The organism is Kitasatospora sp. NPDC034023 (assembly GCF_055575795.1).
Map to the genome: position 1 here is coordinate 1 of NZ_JBVIRY010000024.1, position 15,846 is coordinate 15,846.

Annotated in this window: 14 protein-coding genes, 1 pseudogene and 1 riboswitch; of the genes and pseudogenes, 5 read left to right on the top strand and 10 right to left on the bottom strand. The window is 68.1% G+C overall.

The window, feature by feature from the left end; genetic code table 11:
• Positions 1-37: 37 nt before the first annotated feature.
• From ACZ52R_RS28030 to ACZ52R_RS28040, 3 genes are all read right to left on the bottom strand, one after another.
• Entirely contained in the window at positions 38-664 is a 627-nt protein-coding gene (locus tag ACZ52R_RS28030) for a UbiA family prenyltransferase (protein ID WP_465754373.1), read from the bottom strand.
• A 79-nt stretch (positions 665-743) separates the two neighbouring features.
• Positions 744-1,898, bottom strand: a complete 1,155-nt coding sequence (locus ACZ52R_RS28035) for a cytochrome P450 (protein WP_465754374.1) — start codon at positions 1,896-1,898, stop codon at positions 744-746.
• 78 nt (positions 1,899-1,976) lie between these two features.
• Positions 1,977-2,933 carry a polyprenyl synthetase family protein gene (locus tag ACZ52R_RS28040; protein WP_380340424.1) on the bottom strand — a complete coding sequence of 319 codons (957 nt, stop codon included), beginning with the start codon at positions 2,931-2,933 and terminating at the stop codon, positions 1,977-1,979.
• A 754-nt stretch (positions 2,934-3,687) separates the two neighbouring features.
• Between ACZ52R_RS28040 and ACZ52R_RS28045 the strand changes: the two genes are divergently transcribed.
• Entirely contained in the window at positions 3,688-4,929 is a 1,242-nt protein-coding gene (locus ACZ52R_RS28045) for a cytochrome P450 (RefSeq protein WP_465754375.1), read from the top strand.
• 342 nt (positions 4,930-5,271) lie between these two features.
• Here ACZ52R_RS28045 and ACZ52R_RS28050 read toward each other — a convergent pair whose 3' ends face one another.
• The gene (locus ACZ52R_RS28050; RefSeq protein WP_465614757.1) at positions 5,272-6,102 is read right to left on the bottom strand and encodes a methyltransferase domain-containing protein; all 831 of its coding nucleotides are present in this window, start codon (positions 6,100-6,102) and stop codon (positions 5,272-5,274) included.
• Positions 6,103-6,408: 306 nt separating this feature from the next.
• Positions 6,409-7,320 carry an SAM-dependent methyltransferase gene (locus ACZ52R_RS28055; protein ID WP_465614758.1) on the bottom strand — a complete coding sequence of 304 codons (912 nt, stop codon included), beginning with the start codon at positions 7,318-7,320 and terminating at the stop codon, positions 6,409-6,411.
• A 513-nt stretch (positions 7,321-7,833) separates the two neighbouring features.
• Here ACZ52R_RS28055 and ispH point away from each other — a divergent pair.
• From ispH to ACZ52R_RS28070, 3 genes are all read left to right on the top strand, one after another.
• Positions 7,834-8,784, top strand: a complete 951-nt coding sequence (gene ispH / locus ACZ52R_RS28060) for a 4-hydroxy-3-methylbut-2-enyl diphosphate reductase (RefSeq protein WP_360263009.1) — start codon at positions 7,834-7,836, stop codon at positions 8,782-8,784.
• 112 nt (positions 8,785-8,896) lie between these two features.
• Positions 8,897-10,720, top strand: a complete 1,824-nt coding sequence (locus tag ACZ52R_RS28065; protein ID WP_465754376.1) for a 1-deoxy-D-xylulose-5-phosphate synthase — start codon at positions 8,897-8,899, stop codon at positions 10,718-10,720.
• A 135-nt stretch (positions 10,721-10,855) separates the two neighbouring features.
• Complete coding sequence (locus tag ACZ52R_RS28070; protein WP_396238565.1) at positions 10,856-10,990, top strand: hypothetical protein; 135 nt, start codon at positions 10,856-10,858, stop codon at positions 10,988-10,990.
• Positions 10,991-11,063: 73 nt separating this feature from the next.
• Here ACZ52R_RS28070 and ACZ52R_RS28075 read toward each other — a convergent pair whose 3' ends face one another.
• From ACZ52R_RS28075 to ACZ52R_RS28085, 3 genes are all read right to left on the bottom strand, one after another.
• A complete protein-coding gene (locus tag ACZ52R_RS28075; protein ID WP_360501464.1) occupies positions 11,064-11,348 on the bottom strand; it encodes a LuxR C-terminal-related transcriptional regulator in 285 nt (94 codons plus the stop codon).
• Between the two features lie 449 nt (positions 11,349-11,797).
• Positions 11,798-12,031: a hypothetical protein gene (locus ACZ52R_RS28080; RefSeq protein ID WP_465754377.1), complete on the bottom strand. Its 234-nt coding sequence runs from the start codon at positions 12,029-12,031 to the stop codon at positions 11,798-11,800.
• Positions 12,032-12,100: 69 nt separating this feature from the next.
• Positions 12,101-12,553, bottom strand: a complete 453-nt coding sequence (locus ACZ52R_RS28085) for a transposase (RefSeq protein WP_465754378.1) — start codon at positions 12,551-12,553, stop codon at positions 12,101-12,103.
• A gap of 16 nt (positions 12,554-12,569) precedes the next feature.
• Between ACZ52R_RS28085 and ACZ52R_RS28090 the strand changes: the two are divergent.
• Positions 12,570-12,824: pseudogene (locus ACZ52R_RS28090) on the top strand (transposase); the annotation flags it as partial.
• Positions 12,825-13,289: 465 nt separating this feature from the next.
• Here ACZ52R_RS28090 and ACZ52R_RS28095 read toward each other — a convergent pair.
• Positions 13,290-13,823 (bottom strand): flavodoxin family protein, encoded by a 534-nt coding sequence (locus ACZ52R_RS28095; protein WP_360501190.1) that lies wholly within the window; start codon positions 13,821-13,823, stop codon positions 13,290-13,292.
• 368 nt (positions 13,824-14,191) lie between these two features.
• Positions 14,192-15,067 (bottom strand): universal stress protein, encoded by an 876-nt coding sequence (locus ACZ52R_RS28100; RefSeq protein ID WP_465660732.1) that lies wholly within the window; start codon positions 15,065-15,067, stop codon positions 14,192-14,194.
• 503 nt (positions 15,068-15,570) lie between these two features.
• A riboswitch (M-box (ykoK) riboswitch) is annotated at positions 15,571-15,745 on the top strand.
• Positions 15,746-15,846: the final 101 nt, after the last annotated feature.

Below are 15,846 nucleotides of genomic sequence, written 5' to 3' on the forward strand. Positions count from 1 at the left end.
CGTCGCGTCTCTTGCTTCCACTCCGGCAAACCACCCATCAGGCACCAGAGCCGACGAATCGGTCCATCCCGCCAGCTGAGAACGCATCAGCCCTGGCGGAAGACCTGACACCGATGTTCCGGTCGTACTCCTTGTCCTGATGGGAGTAGATCGTGTCGTGAATCAGGGTCCAGAAGGCCCCGCCGGCGTACAGGCCGGACACCGCGAGCGGGTAGTCGGCGCTCCCGGTCACCGCCGTCCAGCCGATCAGCACGTAGACGCTCATCACCAGCGCCAGGAACGCCGAGGGCCAGAAGAAGATGCGCTTCATGAAGGGGTACGCGACGATCAACGGGTACGAGGCCCCGACGACCAGGGCTGTCCCCACGTTCGCCACCGCCAGGACCAGCAGTGCGACCACGGCCTGTGCGGCGGCGAACAGGAGTGCGTTCCCGACGCTGATCGTCCCCGACGCGACAGGACGCGACACGGTGCGGGCGACCCGGGCGTCGACGTCCCTGTCGACCACGTCGTTGACCGCGCAGGCCGCGCCGCGCACCAGCACCGCCGCGACAGCGACGACCACCACCGCCAGCAGGTCCGGTCGTCGCCCGGAGGCGAGGACGACGGCCCACAGCCCTGGAAGCAGGTACAGCACGTACCCCGTAGGCCGGTCCAGTCGCATCAACAGGAGATATGCGCGGACTGAATCCGGGCTCTTCGTGACTACGCCGGTAGATATCTTGTGCAGCATCAGGATCCAATCACCAGGTCACCGGAAGCTGGACCAACCCGCCGATCAGCGTGTTGTGGCGCAGCCCCAGCTCCTCTACACCGACAGCCAGACGCATGGTGGGGAATCGCGCGACGAGCTGGGTGAGCAACACCTGCAGCTGCATCCGGGCCAGCATCGCGCCGACGCAGGAGTAGGCGCCGCGCCCGAACACGAGGCTGTCCGCGGTGTTGCGAGCGACATCGATCCGGCCGGGGTCGGCGAAGGCCGTCTCGTCGTGGTTGGCCGCGATGATGTTCAGCAGCACGAAGTCGCCGGCCCGGATGGTGACTCCGTCGATCTCGAAGTCCGTCAGCGCATAACGGGGCATGCCGCCGTTGTGCGGGTTCGGCATCGACATCCGCAGGGTTTCCTCGACCGCGCCGGGGACGAGGCCCGGGTCGTCCAGCAACGCCTGCCACTGCTCGGGGTTGGCCAGCAGCAGCGACACGCAGGTGCCGATCCGGGCCACCGTGGTCTCATAGCCACCGAACAGCAACAACGCCGTCAGCCCGAGGACCTCGTTGTCGCTGATCCCCTCGGTCGCGCAGATCCGGGAGATCACGTCATCGCCGGGATTCTGCCGTTTGTCCGCGACGAGTTGCCTGCAGTAGCCGAACAACTCGCCCAGTCCCTGCTTGGACCTGACCGGGTCCCCGACGTTGGCGGCGTCCTGGATCCAGCTGCCGAACCGGTCCTTGTCCTCCCGGGGTACGCCCAACCACTGGCACATCACCTGAAGCGGCAGCGGCAGCGCCAACATCTGGCGCAGGTCCACCGGTGACTTCTGCCCGGCCAGTTCGTCCAGGAGCCGCCCGGTCAGTTCTTCGACGTGGGGCCGCAGCGCCAGCATCCGCTCGGGTGAGAAGTGCGGCTCCAGTAGCGCACGCAACCGAGCGTGGTCGGTGGCGAAGTCGCCCAGCAGGCCGGCGAGGAACGCCGACCCGCTGTCCTTCGCCGCGGCCTCCGGATCGGGATTGGAGCGGCTGAGCCGGTCATCGTCGAGCAGCTGCGCCACCTGGGCATGACCGGTGACCAGCCACGCCTCGACGCCCTCGGCAGTACGAACCCGATGGACCGCGCCCTGGGATCGGAGCGTGCGCAGCCCTGGCGCGAGTTGCAGCACATTCGTCTGCTCGAAAGGCAATTGAGCTGGGGTACTCACTGACGGCCTCCGCCGGAATCGAGGTTCAGACCACCTTGTCGAGGATGATCACGATGTACGTCATGGCGTGCGATTGACGATGCGGTCGAACAAGGCGGTCAGTTCGGCGGACGCGGCCGGGGACAGCTCGGCTCGTCCGAGGTGCTCCAGAGCCGAGTCCAGATGGCTGCGGGACAGCTGCTCGGCCGTGTGCCGGCTGCCGGATTCCTCGACGAGGTCGGCCATCTCCTGGAGGTCCGCTGCCGTGCTGCCGTCGGCGTGCCACAGCTGGCGCAGTCGTTCGCCGGCCGGGCTGTCGGTGGACAAGGCCGCCAGCACCGGAAAAGAAGGGTTGCGCCGCAGGATGTCGCTCCGGACGGGCTTGCCGGTCACTGCGGGGTCGCCCCAGATGTCCTCGACGTCGTTGAAGATCTGAAAAGCCAGGCCCAGATGCCGGCCTGCGCTGCGCAGGGCAGTCAGGACGTGCTCCGGTCTGCCCGCCCGCAATGCGGGCGTCACCAGCGCGCACTCCAGCAGCGCGGACGTCTTCTCCTCCACGATCCGGTCGTACTCCGCGATGCCGGTGCCCGGACCCAGCCGGACGGTGAGCTCGCGAGCCTGGCCCGCGAGAACCAGACCGAGGGCTTCGGCGAACAGGCTGGAGATTTCCGCACGGCCGGGGCCGGGGTCGGCGACGACCATCTGCAGCCCAAGAGCCTGCAACGCGTCCCCGGCCAGGATGGCCAGACTGGTGCCGAACACCTTCCACGCGGCCGGGCGGCCGCGACGCAGCTCGTCCGCGTCGATGATGTCGTCGTGGATCAGGGTCGAGTTGTGCAGCAACTCCAGTGCTGCCGCCTGGCACCGCACGTCCTCCGGCCGTAGGCCGACGCCATCAGCCGCCGCCATCATGAGGGCGGCGCGGGTCAGCTTGCCGCCCTCCGCACCGCTGGGGTCACCGTGTTCGTCGATGAAGCCGAGGTGGTAGGAGCAGATCCGGGCCAGGATCGGCTGCAGTGCGGAAGTCTGCTGCCGCATAACGGGCAGTACCGTGGATTGCACCATCTTCGGCGACAGGAAGGCTTGGAGCCCGGTCGACGAGGTGTCGAGTGCGCTGATCGGGATTCTCCTTCGGTCGCGCGCCTTCCCAATTCGTGGTCAGAGCCTACGCGCATGGCGTTCGCGAATTGCACCACTGGAAATCACTGCGCTGGATGGACGAATGATTGCGCAAAGCTCATGATCACCCGATCTCACTACAGGTCAATGCGTAGGCAGCTCCCGCAGCTACGCGCAATCCGGACCCGGAGTGATGCACCGGAATTTGCGTGATCGTTCCGCCTGTCATCCTGAACGACCTCTCCCGTCGTGTCAACGACGCGGCGTGGGCAGCTTCGACTTTAGGAAAAACCCCAAACGGAGACGGTGTGGGGACTGGATTGGAGTACTGTGCAGATTGGTAGCTGCTGGGCGGCACCCGAGGCCGTACTTCGAGTCCGGCTATTAAGCCGGCACCAAACGGCAGACAAGACTTCCTGAGAAGGGCTCGGTTTCTGTGCCGGTGTACGCCTGGCGATAGCCGTCATCGACCTCGCGTTGGAACAGCACGGCGCGCGCTGGACGTGCTCGACCTGCCCCCCTGGTGGCCGAGGTGCACCAGGAGGCCCGCCGGTTCGCCCGCGACGGGCGGACGTTGCGACCCTGGGTCGCCCCGGCGGGCCGAGCAGTATCACACGACGTCACTGATCATTGCCGGGAATGGTTCACCGAAAGCTTGAGAGGCTGAATGGCTATGCCAGTTGATTCTGAGCAATTGCATGAAGTCAGGTCGTTCGACCCGTACGGCGCACATCGCGACGACCCGTATTCATTTCTGGCCGACATCGGAGAGACGGAACCGGTGTTCTACGCCCCTTTGCTCGGCGCGTGGTGCGTCACCCGGCGCGAGGACATGGTTGCCGTGCTGCGGGACGACCAAAGCTTCTCGGCGCGTGACCACAACCCTCGTCCCGCGGCCGCACTGCCCGAGGACGTGAGTCGGATGTTCCGCACCTGGCGCGGCGCTGATGCGGTGGCCGTCGGCTCACTCGACCCGCCCGAGCACGCCAGGGTCAGGGAAGTGCTCAACGCCGGGTTCACGCCGGCCAGGGTCAGAGCGTTCGAACCCACGATCCGTGCGATCGCCACCGACCTCGTCGAGCGTGCCGCGGTCTTGACGGAGTTCGACTTCATCTCGGCGTTCGCCGTTCCGTACGCCCTCGAGGTGATCTGCCGGCGCCTCGGGGTCCCGGAGGATTACTACGACCGCTGCCGCACGTGGTCCGAGCAGCGCATCGAGCTCATGATGTCGCAGAGCAACGCCGATCCTGAGCGGCTGCGTGAATTCGCCCGCGGGCTGATGGACTTCGGAGCGTTCGCCCGTTCACTCGTGCAGGAGCGGCTGGCCGCACCGCAGGACGACCTGATCAGTGAGCTGCTCCACGACGGCAAGGCGGGCCGCACGCTCACCGCTGACGAGGTTTCCGTCCAGGTCCCCACCCTGATCTTCGCGGGACACATGACCTGTGCCGAGGCGCTCGGCACGATCCTTTACCAGCAGCTTCAGTCACCCGGCGGCTGGGCCGAGGTCGTCGACGGGACGATCGCCGTACGGGACCTCGTCGAGGAGGGGCTGCGGTTCGACAGCCCGCTGGCGGGCATGTACCGGACCGCGGTCCGTGACGTAGTGGTCGGTGGCGTCCACCTGGCCGCGGGGAGTCGGCTGCTTCTGCTGTACGGAGCGGCCGGCCGGGACAGCCGCTCTCGCGCATGTCCGGCCGCGTTCAGTCCGGACAGCCGGTCTGCCACGCATCTCGCGTTCGGGCACGGCATCCATTTCTGCCTCGGAGCCGGATTCGCCCGCGCGGAACTGGAGATCGCGGTAGAGGCCATCGCCACCAGGATGCCGGGTCTGACCCTGGCGCCAGGGCAGCCGCCACATCACCGGCCGGTGTTTCCGCTTCGGGCGTTGACCGAGTTGCGGGTACGGCAGTGAGGACGGGCATCCGGGCGGTCGTCGGGGATCTGGACGACACGCTGACCCCTGCGGTGAGGATCCTGGGTTCTACAGATCCGGATGCCGGCTAGCCCCAGCACGGCGTGACGGCCCGTCAGTTGAACTGGCGGGCCGTTTCGGCTTGTCGGACTGCTGATGGGCCGTGCGGCAGGTCCGGTGATGCAGGATGGACAAACAACGAGGCCCTCCGGACGTCGAGTTGAGACGTCAGACATCTCGCTCAACCGCCGGAGGGCCCTGTTCAGGAAGCGTCAGGAAGTACCTCGACCCCAGCCTTGCGCCATGAGACGCCGAGCTGAGAACCGGGGACGGCGCCCGCGGTCAGGCGCGGACCGCGGTCAGGAAGAGGTAGCCGCTCTCCGGGATGGCCCCGAACCTGCGCACGTTGTGGATGAGCGACTCGGCGTGCTCCTCGCCGACCAGGTCGGCCAGCTTGTCGCGGACAGTATCAAAGGCGTCGGCCATGAGCCCGAGGGTACGGATGACGTTGTCGGTGATGTCACGGATCTCCACGTCGACGAAACCGTGGGCGGCCAACGCCACCCGGTATTCGTCCACAGTGCCCAGGGAGCGCACCGCGTAGTTCTCGGAGATGTGGTCCAGGACCACGCGTCCCTCAGGGCTGATCGGGTCGCGCTGGATGACGTCGGCGATGGCGAGGCGGCCGCCGGGGCGCAGCACGCGGGCGGCCTCGGAGAGCACCTGGGCCCGGTCGGGCATGTGCCACATCGACTCGAACGCCCAGGCCGCGTCGAACGAGCCGTCGGGGAAGGGCATGTCCATCGCGTCCGCGAACTGGAACGTGGCCCGGTCGGCGAGCCCGGCCTCGGCGGCGAGTTCCGTGGCCTCCTCCACCTGGATGTGGCTGACGGTGATGCCCACCACGTTCACGTCACAAGTGCGGACGAGCCGCTGCGCGGGGTAGCCGATGCCGCAGCCGATGTCCAGGACCCGCTGGCCGGCCTGTGCGGCGAGACCAGAGATCATCAGGTCGGTCAGGCGGTCCGTGGCCACCTCGACGGAGCTGTCGTCGGCCTCGTTCTCCCAGTAGCCGTAGTGGATATTGGGGCCCCAGACGGAACCGTAGATCCGACCGAACCCGTCGTACACGTTGCGGACGTCGCTGTGAGCGGGAGACTGTCCGAGCGTCATGAGGAACTCCGTATCGTCGTGAAGGTGGCGGGAAGTCGGCGGCGGTTCAGCCGTACCGGCGGTGAGCCCGCGAATGATCGTGTTGGTACGCCACCGCAGATCCTGCGGGTCGACCGCGAGCCACGAGCCGGGGAACGCGTCGAGGAGATGGTTGGCGACACCTAGGCGGCAGTCACATCGAAAGGCGGGCGGAAACCCGCTGCGCTGGGCTGGGGAACCCCAGCCCAGCGCCTGCGTGATCTACTGACAACCACTGGTAACCAGTGCTGCCAGGTCAACAAACCGGCTGTCTGCTACTCTTCGCGCTCACTTACGCTCGAAGCGCAAGAAGCCCAGCTGCATGCCTCCTGCTTGCCATTCAGCGCAGAGCGCCTGGTTCGCCAGCAGAGATATCCTCAGGTTCCTGCGGTCAACTGCAGAGAGGCTGCTGTCGGTGTCCAGTACCGCCTTCGTCCAGGCGACACTCTCCTCCCAGAACGGCAGGGTCTCTGACGTGGCGTCGACCTCATCGACCAGTTCGAAGCCCGCAGCCTGCGCGGCTTCTGCGTAGTCGAGCACCGTGGCCGGCTTCGTGTAGAAGTATTCGGCCCACACATCGGCCCCGTGAGGGCGTGTAATGAACACTTCCTCGATGCACACACTCGCGCCCGGACGAAGCACCTGCGCCAGACGCTCGAACCACTGCGGACGGTTGAAGTATCCGCTGCTCTCGATCGCTACTGCTGCGTCATAGGGGCCGTCCAGGGGGAGATGCATCGCATCACAGACCAGGGTTCGGACCCGCTCGTCCACGCCGCATTCCCGCGCGAACTTGTTGACGATCGGCGCGTGTTCCGGCGCATTGGTGACCGCCGTGACGTCGGCGCCGTACTCCCGCGCCCAGAAGAGCGAGCCCCCGCCGAGACCGCAGCCGACGTCCAGGATTCGCCCCGACAGCCGGTGTTCAGCGCCCCAGATCTTGGCCGCGTACCGCAGCAGACCCTCTTGGTGGTCCCGGATGCTGCGGCGAATGGCATCCGGCGTCACATCGTCGGGATGCAGCGGCGTTTCAGCCGAAGGGTAGTGACCCACGTGGTAGTGAATCCTGGGGCCGGGCCCGTATTTGCGGACAAGCCTGGCTGTTTTGTCGTCGTAGTACTGGCCAACGATTCTTACCTCGTCCTGAGGCTCCAGCGCTGCCTGAGGGGAACTCGAAAGTTCATCCAGCAGATTTGACACGGTCACTCCTCCAGAGCTCTGATGCCGACGACGTTGGCGAATGGCCTGCTTCGGTCGTTGCGCTGCGCGCGTCATGAATTTTGGCGAGGATACGTGGTTTAACGAGGATCGCCGGACCGGATTCCGTGGCTTGCGGCACGAGCGGCGCCTCGTTCGAAATGCAGGGCCGCTCTCACGATCCGGAATCCTGAGTCGCCCAAAATTGAGCGGCGGCTATTGGATGCCATCCTGGAGGACGGTCCCGGTCGTGTCAACGACGCGGCGTGAGCAGCTTCGACTTTAGGAAAAACCCCAAACGGAGACGGTGTGAGGACCGGATTGGAGTACTGTGCAGATTGGTAGCTGCTGGGCGGCACCCAAGGCCGTACTTCGAGTCCGGCTATTAAGCCGGCACCAAACGGCAGACAAGACTTCCCCAGAAGGGCCCGGTTTCTACCGACCGGCGTGGATGCCCTGTTCGGCAACGCAGGCCAGGCGTTTCAACGCAAACGTCATGGCACGGAACGGAGTGGGATGAGTGACGGTAAGCGGGTCCTGCTGGCCGAGCCACGGAGTTTGTGTGCCGGTGTACGCCGGGCGATAGCCATCATCGACCTCGCGCTGGAACAGCACGGCGCGCCGATCTACGTCCGCAAGGAGATCGTGCACAACCACTACGTGGTGCGCGAGTTCCAGCGCCGGGGAGTCCGGTTCGTCGATTCCGAGCAGGAGGTACCGGAGGGCGCGGTGTGTGTCTTCTCCGCGCACGGCGTCTCCCCGCAGGTGCGGCAGAACGCGGAGGCACGCGGGCTGGACGTGCTCGACGCGACCTGCCCCCTGGTGGCCAAGGTGCACCAGGAGGCCCGCCGGTTCGCCCGCGACGGGCGGACGTTGCTGCTGGTCGGGCATGCGGACCACGAGGAGGTCGAGGGCACTTACGGGCACGCTCCCGACCAGACGATCATCGTCGAGACGGTTGCCGACGCGGAGGCACTGGACCTTCCCTCCGACGCAGCAGTCGCCTACCTCACCCAGACCACGCTCTCGGTGGACGAGACCAGGGACATCATCGCCGTGCTCCAGCGCAGGTTCATCGACCTGCGCGGGCCCGCCACCGACGACATCTGTTACGCCAGCCAGAACCGCCAGGACGGCATCCGGGCCATCGTGGACCGCTGCGACCTGGTGCTGGTGGTCGGTTCGACCAACTCCAGCAACTCGATCCGGATGGTCGAGGTGGCGCGCAGGCTCGGCGGCAGGGCTGAACTGGTGCCGGACGTGACGCACTTCGACCCCACGTGGCTGGCCGGCGTGAGCACGGTCGGCGTGAGCGCCGGGGCGAGCGCGCCGGAGATCCTCGTCGACCAGCTGCTCGACCGGCTCGCCGAACTGGGTTACGCGGACACGTCCGTGGAACGGGTGGCGACCGAGGACATCGTGTTCTTCCCGCCCACGCGGCTGACCGGAGTGGCGGACGCGCCGTGACCGGTCGGGACCGATCGTCGGCCGAACCGGCATCGCGCCGGGCAGTCGGCCCGAACTGACCGAGTGGGCGGCCGCGGCCGCCCACCACGCCCGGTGAGGAGCACTGTTCGACATGGCGCTGCTGGAAACCGTGCGCGACCCGGCGCGGCTGCGTGAGTTGACCGCCGGGGAGCTGCGCGACCTCGCCGGGGAGATCCGCGCGTTCCTGATCGAGCGGGTCTCCGCGACCGGGGGACACCTCGGGCCCAACCTGGGTGTGGTCGAGCTGACCATCGCGTTGCACACGGTGTTCGAGTCCCCGCGGGACCGGCTGCTGTGGGACACCGGGCACCAGTCCTACGTGCACAAGATCCTCACGGGCCGCCAGGCCGGGTTCGACCGGCTGCGTAAGTCGGGCGGGCTCTCCGGCTACCCGAGCCGGGAGGAGTCCGAGCACGACCTGGTGGAGAACTCGCACGCGTCCACCGCGCTGTCCTACGCGGACGGGCTGGCCAGGGCGGACGCCCACCTCGGCCGACGCGACCGGGCGACCGTCGCGATCATCGGCGACGGCGCGATGACCGGCGGCATGGCCTGGGAGGCGCTCAACAACATCGCGGGCGGGCCGGAGCGGCCGCTCGTCATCGTGCTCAACGACAACCAACGCTCCTACGCGCCGACCGTCGGCGGGCTGGCCGAGCACCTGGCCGACCTGCGCGCCGGGCGCGGGCCGGGCGTGTTCGAACAACTCGGGCTCGGTTACCTCGGCCCCGTCGACGGTCACGACCTCCCCGCCGTCCAGGACTCCCTGCGCCGCGCGGTCGCACTGGGCCGGCCGGTGGTGGTGCACGTGATCACCGCCAAGGGCAAGGGATACCGGCACACCGAGACCAATGACCTCGATCTCGGCCACGCCGTCAAACCGATGGACCCGTACACCGGGCAGGCACTGAAGGTATCGCCCCCGTCGTTCACGTCGGTGTTCGGCGAGAAGCTGGTCGAACTGGCCGAGCAGCGCGACGACCTCGTGGCGATCACGGCCGCGATGACCGAGCCGACCGGGCTCCTGCCGCTGCAGCGCAGGTTTCCGCACCGGGTGATCGACGTCGGCATCGCCGAGCAGCACGCGGTCACGATGGCCGCCGGGTTGTCCATGGGCGGTGTGCACCCGGTGGTGGCCATCTACTCCACGTTCGTCAACCGCGCGCTCGACCAACTGCTCATGGACGTCGCGCTGCACCGCCGCCCGGTGACGTTCGTCCTCGACCGGTCCGGGGTGACCGGCGACGACGGGCCGAGCCACAACGGCATGTGGGACCTGTCGGTGCTGCAGGTGGTGCCGGGGCTGCGGATCGCGGCGCCGCGGGACGGCACCAGGCTGGCCGAACTGCTGGCTGAGGCGGTGGCGTGGCACGAAGGTCCGACACTGCTGCGGTTCCCCAAAGGCCCCGCCGGTGAGGACCTGCCCGCCACCGCCACGTTCAACGGGATTGACGTGCTGCGCCGTTCCGGCCGGCTGGACGTGCTGATCATCGCGGTAGGTGCGCTGGCCGGGCTCGCGCTCACCGTCGCCGACGGTGGGCGGGCACAGGGCATCGGGGTGACGGTGGTGGACCCGAGATGGGTCACCCCGGTCAACCCCGCGCTGGCCGACCTGGCCCGCCGCCACCGGCTCGCGATCACGGTCGAGGACAACAGCCGCGCGGGTGGTGTCGGTTCCGCGATCGCGCAGGCGCTGCGGGACGCCGACGTGCACACCCCGCTGCGCGAGTTCGGCATCCCGAGGCGGTTCCTCAGCCACGGCACCAGGGCCGAGGTGCTCGCCGCCTGCGGGCTGACCGCGCAGAACATCACCAGGGTCGTGGTGGGGCTGCTGACCGGCCTCGACGCCGCACCGGCGTCAGCAGACATCGACGACCCCGGCACCTGGCCGGTTCATTCAGGGGAGGAACATTGACGACCATCGATTTGGGAATGCCCTTGCCACGCAAGGACGAGGTCCCCCTCTCGGTGGCCACGCGGCGGACCCCCCGCCAGATCATGGTGGGCACGAGGTGCCGGTTGGCGGCGTCGCGCCGGTGCCGGTGCAGTCGTGACCACCACGTCCACGGCCGACATCGACGCCACGCTGCAGCAGATCGCCGAGCCAGGTCACGGCTTGGCCCGCGCACTCGTGGCCGGTCAGCGTCTGACCTCCGACCTGACCAGAAGGAGCGAGATAAAGTAAACGTCCGGGAAACATGACACAAAATGCAGTTCGTGCAGAACGTGTGGATTACGATCTCGCGAACCGCCGGGCATTAATCCACAGCTTCATACGCAATGCGCGGGGGCCATGAATCTGTTCGCAGAATCTGGAGGACGAACGCCCTCGAAACCAACGCGACACGATTCGGCGCCTGCAGCTTGTCGGACATGACGCGGACGTGATAGTCGATGGTCTTCGAACTGAGGTATAACTCTCTCGAAAGTCGCCCGCTGGAGAAGCCGGCCGCAATGCCCTCCAGGATCCTGACCTGGACCGAGCTGAGAACGCAGTCGCCGACCGGCTGGGACACTTCGCAGCCGTTCTGGTCATTACCCATGGCACTCGTCCGTTCCGTACGGCCCGGCTGGGACGGGACCGTAAGCGGAGCCCACAGTCGTGACAGGCGGCAGCTCGACGTCCGACTCGATCGAGAACCGCCTCACTTCCTGGGTCATGCCGGGTCCGTAAAACAAAAGGACGTCATCGCTCGAACGGACCTCGTGGGGTTCGCGTATCAGCTGGTCTTCCAGCCAGGAAGGGCAAATCGATCCGACGCCGTGAGGACCGGTCAAAGCTATTGACAATAACGTCGGCGAAAATTCTCCCGCCGGAGTAGTGTGGGTTTTCGGCACGACACTCTCCGTTCATCTCTAACGAGGGTGCATCGGAGCCTGTGGCGAGTTACTCCGACCTGAAAATCCTAACACTGCAAGATCATCCAGGCCGAGTGGCCCGTAGTGCTTCAAAATGGCTTCACCGGCTGTGAGCCGGGGGTTTGTCGGATGGTCAGCTTGTTCGGTGGTACTCGTTGATGAGGCCGGTGACGGCTTGTCGGCGTTCGATGCGGGCCGTCGGGATGGGGATGACGTTCGAGTCGTCGAACGGTGCGAGCTGGTTCCGGCCCTGGTGCGGAGACCTGGCCCGGGCGTCGTCGCCGTGGTCCAGCAGGTGTTCCAGCAACTGTCCGACCGCCGGCCGCCGCGGGTCCCAGGCGTGCAGGCCGCGGGCCGCGGCGAGCACGGCGGCGGTGTCCGTGACCGGCCCCCTCGAGCAGCAGCAGGGCCGCTGGGCAGTTCCGCTCCAGCTGGGTCATGCGCACCACTTTCCGTACGTCTCATCTCTGTTGACCACTACCAGAAAGTACGTAGAGCCCGGGTCTGGCGGTTCATCCTGGCGGGCAGCTGGCGCCCCGGGTGATCGCCGGAACACCGGCCTGGCACCGCAGGGCGAGCCGGGGTAGCGGTGGGTCGCGGTCCAGCACGTCGTGCACCACATCCACCTCGCAGCCGTCACGGTACTGCCGGACGGCCGCCGGCCGCGGATGCGCCATGACGCCGTGCGCGCCCAGGTCCGTAGCCAGTTATAGACCCCCTTCCAGGATCCGAACCGTCCTGGCAGGTCGGTCCACGCAGTCCCAGTGCGGTACTTGAATGCGATCGCGTCGATAACCTGCCGATGATCACGCCACCGCCGACCTCGCTTGGGTGTTCGTTCCGGCAGCAGCGGCTCGAGCCGCGCCCACTGCGCGTCAGTCAACGACACACATCAACCATCTTGCGTGACGCGAGCGCAACTTACGGATGCGGAGTGGGAGTACATCGAGCCATACCTGCCGATCGGCGAGTACGGCCCGTACCCGGAGCGGCTGCGGCAGCAGTTCGAGGGCGTGATCTGGCGATTCAAGACAGGCGGGCAGTGGCGGGAGATGCCACAGGAGCTCGGCGCCTGGTCGACCGTCTCCAACCGCTTCCGGCAGTGGAGGGACGCCGGCGTCTTCGAAGCCCTGCTGGAGGGCCTGATCGCGTTCTCAGCACCCGGGATCCCGTCCCCGCCGTCGGCCGGGTCCGTGAGGACGGACGTCGCACCGTGCAGGGCGGTGTGCGCCAGCCGGACCAGACCGGCCAGCTCGCCGACCAATGCGGGCAACCGCCGCCTCCGCCGTCAGACATCCCGTCCACTCCCAGTCCTCCGCCCCTCGACCAGTCTCGCGCGATCGCCGGTACGCCGCCCGGGCCAGGGTGATCCACGAGGCCGCACCTGCGGCACGCGCAGCGGTCCCGGAGGGCCCGTGCGGCCGGCTCCCTGCTGTGGCCGCCGCACTCCTCCGGCCCGGATGCCCCGGACGACCGCGAGTCGACGCCGTACGGCAGGCCGGGCAGACGGGATACCCGAACGTGCTCGCCAATCCGGGACAGCGAGGACTGGCGGAGGACCGTCATGCCGGGCCCTGCTGACCAGCCCCGGGCTGGAGCGGAGCCGGCCGGAGCCCGATCGGACGTCAGACGAGGTTCGCGCCCCAGGTGCGGGCGCGGTCGAGTTCGCCGGCGCGCAGCGGGCCGTCGTTGTCCTCGACGATGAAGCCCTCGGGTTCGGCGACCACGTCGTAGTGGTGGTGGGAGAGCCGGTGGGCGATGCCGTTGGCCGCGCCGCCGGCCCGGGGCATGTCGACCCGGGTGTCGAACGCGGCGGCGTGTGTGCCGGGTTCGGTCTTCGGAAGGTCGTGGAACCAGGCGCGTAGGCCCGGACCCTCGACGGTCTCCCGCGCTTCGGCGGCGGCCTCCTCGTGGCCCTCCTTGTGCGCCTCGGCCGTGGCGGCCATCCGGCGGCTGAGTCCGGAGGACATGCCGTGCATGTGGGTCGGGCCGCCGACCACCAGCAGGTCCGCCGACCGCATGAGCCCGACGTCGGCCTCGGCAACCGGGAGGCAGTCCACGGCCGCTCCGGGGTCGGCCTGATGGACACCCTCGGCGATCGCCTCGGCGATCTCCCGGGTGTTGCCGTACATGCTCTCGTACACGATCACGGTGTGCATGGTTTCCACCTTTCGTCGACTCCATTCTCGCTCCGGCACTTCCGCGCGGAGGTGGGCCGTTCGGACCGGATCGGGTCGCCGGACGGGCACGACAGCGGTGCGGGACGATCACGACCGGACAACCGACGTGATGGATCGCAGCGTGCGCCACCGGACCGAGCTGGGCTCCGAGCGGCATCCGCCGGACCCGGCGACCCAGGACGAGCAGCCGGCCGTCGCCGCAGCCTTCAGGGCCTCGGCGGTCACGGCAGAGCCAGAGCGGGAGACCAGTACCTGGGGTGCCAGGGCGCGCAACTCGCTCTCCCGGTCGGCGAGTCGTGCCAGGACGTGCTGGTGGGTCTCGTCGCTGCCGACCACGTCCCGTTCCGCTACGGGTGAGCTGGCACGGTCACGACCGGGCAGTGCGCCCGGTGCAGCAGGCCGTGGGGGACGGAGCCGAGGCGCATACCGGTGAAGCCGCCGTTGCCGCGACGGCCGACCACCACGGCCAAGGCGTGCTCGGAGGCGCGGGCGAGTTCCTCGACCGGGTGGCCGCGCACCAGTTCGTGGGTCATGGCCACGTCGGGGTGGAGCTCGCGGCGCCCGGCGGTGGTCTCGAAGAGCATCCGCCGGAGCGCCTGCTCGGCGGCTGACTCGTCGAGATGGGCGACCGGCAGGCGCTGCCAGGCCCACACGACCCGTAGGGCGGCGTGCCGTTCGGCGGAGAGGTCGATGGCGAAGTCCAGGGCGGCGTCCGAGGACGGGCTGCCGTCCACGCCCACCACGACGTACGGCGGGTCCTGGGTGATGTGCTCGGGATCGCGGACGACGACGACCGGGCAGTGGCCCTGAGCGCTCACCGGGACGGCCACCGAGTAGACGCTCAGTTCTTCCGCCGCCCGGCTCAGTCGGCGCGAGCCGACGACGACGAGTGCGGCGTGGCGGGACTCCCGGCACAGTGCGGGAGCCGGGACGTCCTCGGCCACGAAGGTGGTCACGGTCAGTCCGGGGTGCCGCTCGCGGGCCACGGCAGCGGCCCGGTCGAGCGCCTGGTCGGCCCGTTCGCGCAGCGCCTTGTGGTAGCGGCCCTCGTCGAAGGGCCGGAACTCGCGGAACAGTGACGGGACGGCGTGCACCAGCCGCAGCGGCAGCCCCCGGCGGTCGGCCTCGTCGGCGGCCCAGGCGGCGCTCATCCGGCCGGTGTCGTTCGCATCGACGCCGAGGACGACGGAACGCGTCGTGCTGTCGGAACTCGCGGATGTCATGGCGGTCCTCCTCGGCCCGGTGACCTGGATCCTGCTCCCACGCTAGGTGGGCACGGCGTTCGCCACGAGGGCCGACCGGCCCAGTTGCCGGAGCCCGGAGGCCCCACCCGTGACGTCCCCGTCCGGCGACGGCAGAGCGGAGCACGAAGCCCGAACGAGGAGGTGGCCACGATGGTCCGGATCAAGGTCGTCACCCGGCCGACTCGCCCCCACGAGCCCCCGCCACCGGACCTGCGAACGCCGTCCGGCCGCCGACTGCCCTACTGAGCGGCACGACGCCACTCCTCGATGCGCCGGCGGATGTCTGCGGTCCCGAGTGCCGCCCGCACTGCTCGCCTGCCGGCATGGCCGGTCGTACCACCCGCAAGTCGACGGGTTCCGAGATTCCAGCGGTGCCTCCTGGGGCGGCCGTTGTGATCGGGACCCCCTGCCCGAGCGAGTCAAGGTCCGGTCAAGGATTGGGCTTCGCGAGCTGGGTAGGCCTATCCTTGCGCAGGTTTGAACAGACACCTCGTTCGGTGAGGCGTCTTCACGGACACAGGCCACTGATCCCACCCGTCGAGAGACGCTCCGGATCAGGACAGGTCTCCCCGACCTAAGGGGTGACCCCAAGTGGCTTCCCGCAGAACGCGGGACACGCCGTGGAGTGCCAAAGCTCTGACGAGTTGGGGGTGTACCAGGCTGTGGGCCCGGTTCCCCTTGCCGTGCCGCCGCGACGTCGGATCGTGGCCGTGATCGGGAGGAGGCGAGATGGACAGTAGTCCGGGCCATAGTCGGCC

Bases quoted from the DNA above. Each gene is read 5' to 3' on its own strand.
- ispH (WP_360263009.1), top strand. From the start codon at position 7,834: ATGAGTGACGGTAAGCGGGTCCTGCTGGCCGAGCCACGGAGTTTGTGT.
- ACZ52R_RS28065 (WP_465754376.1), top strand. From the start codon at position 8,897: ATGGCGCTGCTGGAAACCGTGCGCGACCCGGCGCGGCTGCGTGAGTTG.
- ACZ52R_RS28075 (WP_360501464.1), bottom strand. From the start codon at position 11,348: ATGGGTAATGACCAGAACGGCTGCGAAGTGTCCCAGCCGGTCGGCGAC.
- ACZ52R_RS28050 (WP_465614757.1), bottom strand. From the start codon at position 6,102: ATGACGCTCGGACAGTCTCCCGCTCACAGCGACGTCCGCAACGTGTAC.
- ACZ52R_RS28045 (WP_465754375.1), top strand. From the start codon at position 3,688: ATGCCAGTTGATTCTGAGCAATTGCATGAAGTCAGGTCGTTCGACCCG.
- ACZ52R_RS28095 (WP_360501190.1), bottom strand. From the start codon at position 13,823: ATGCACACCGTGATCGTGTACGAGAGCATGTACGGCAACACCCGGGAG.
- ACZ52R_RS28040 (WP_380340424.1), bottom strand. From the start codon at position 2,933: ATGCGGCAGCAGACTTCCGCACTGCAGCCGATCCTGGCCCGGATCTGC.
- ACZ52R_RS28100 (WP_465660732.1), bottom strand. From the start codon at position 15,067: ATGACATCCGCGAGTTCCGACAGCACGACGCGTTCCGTCGTCCTCGGC.
- ACZ52R_RS28030 (WP_465754373.1), bottom strand. From the start codon at position 664: ATGCGACTGGACCGGCCTACGGGGTACGTGCTGTACCTGCTTCCAGGG.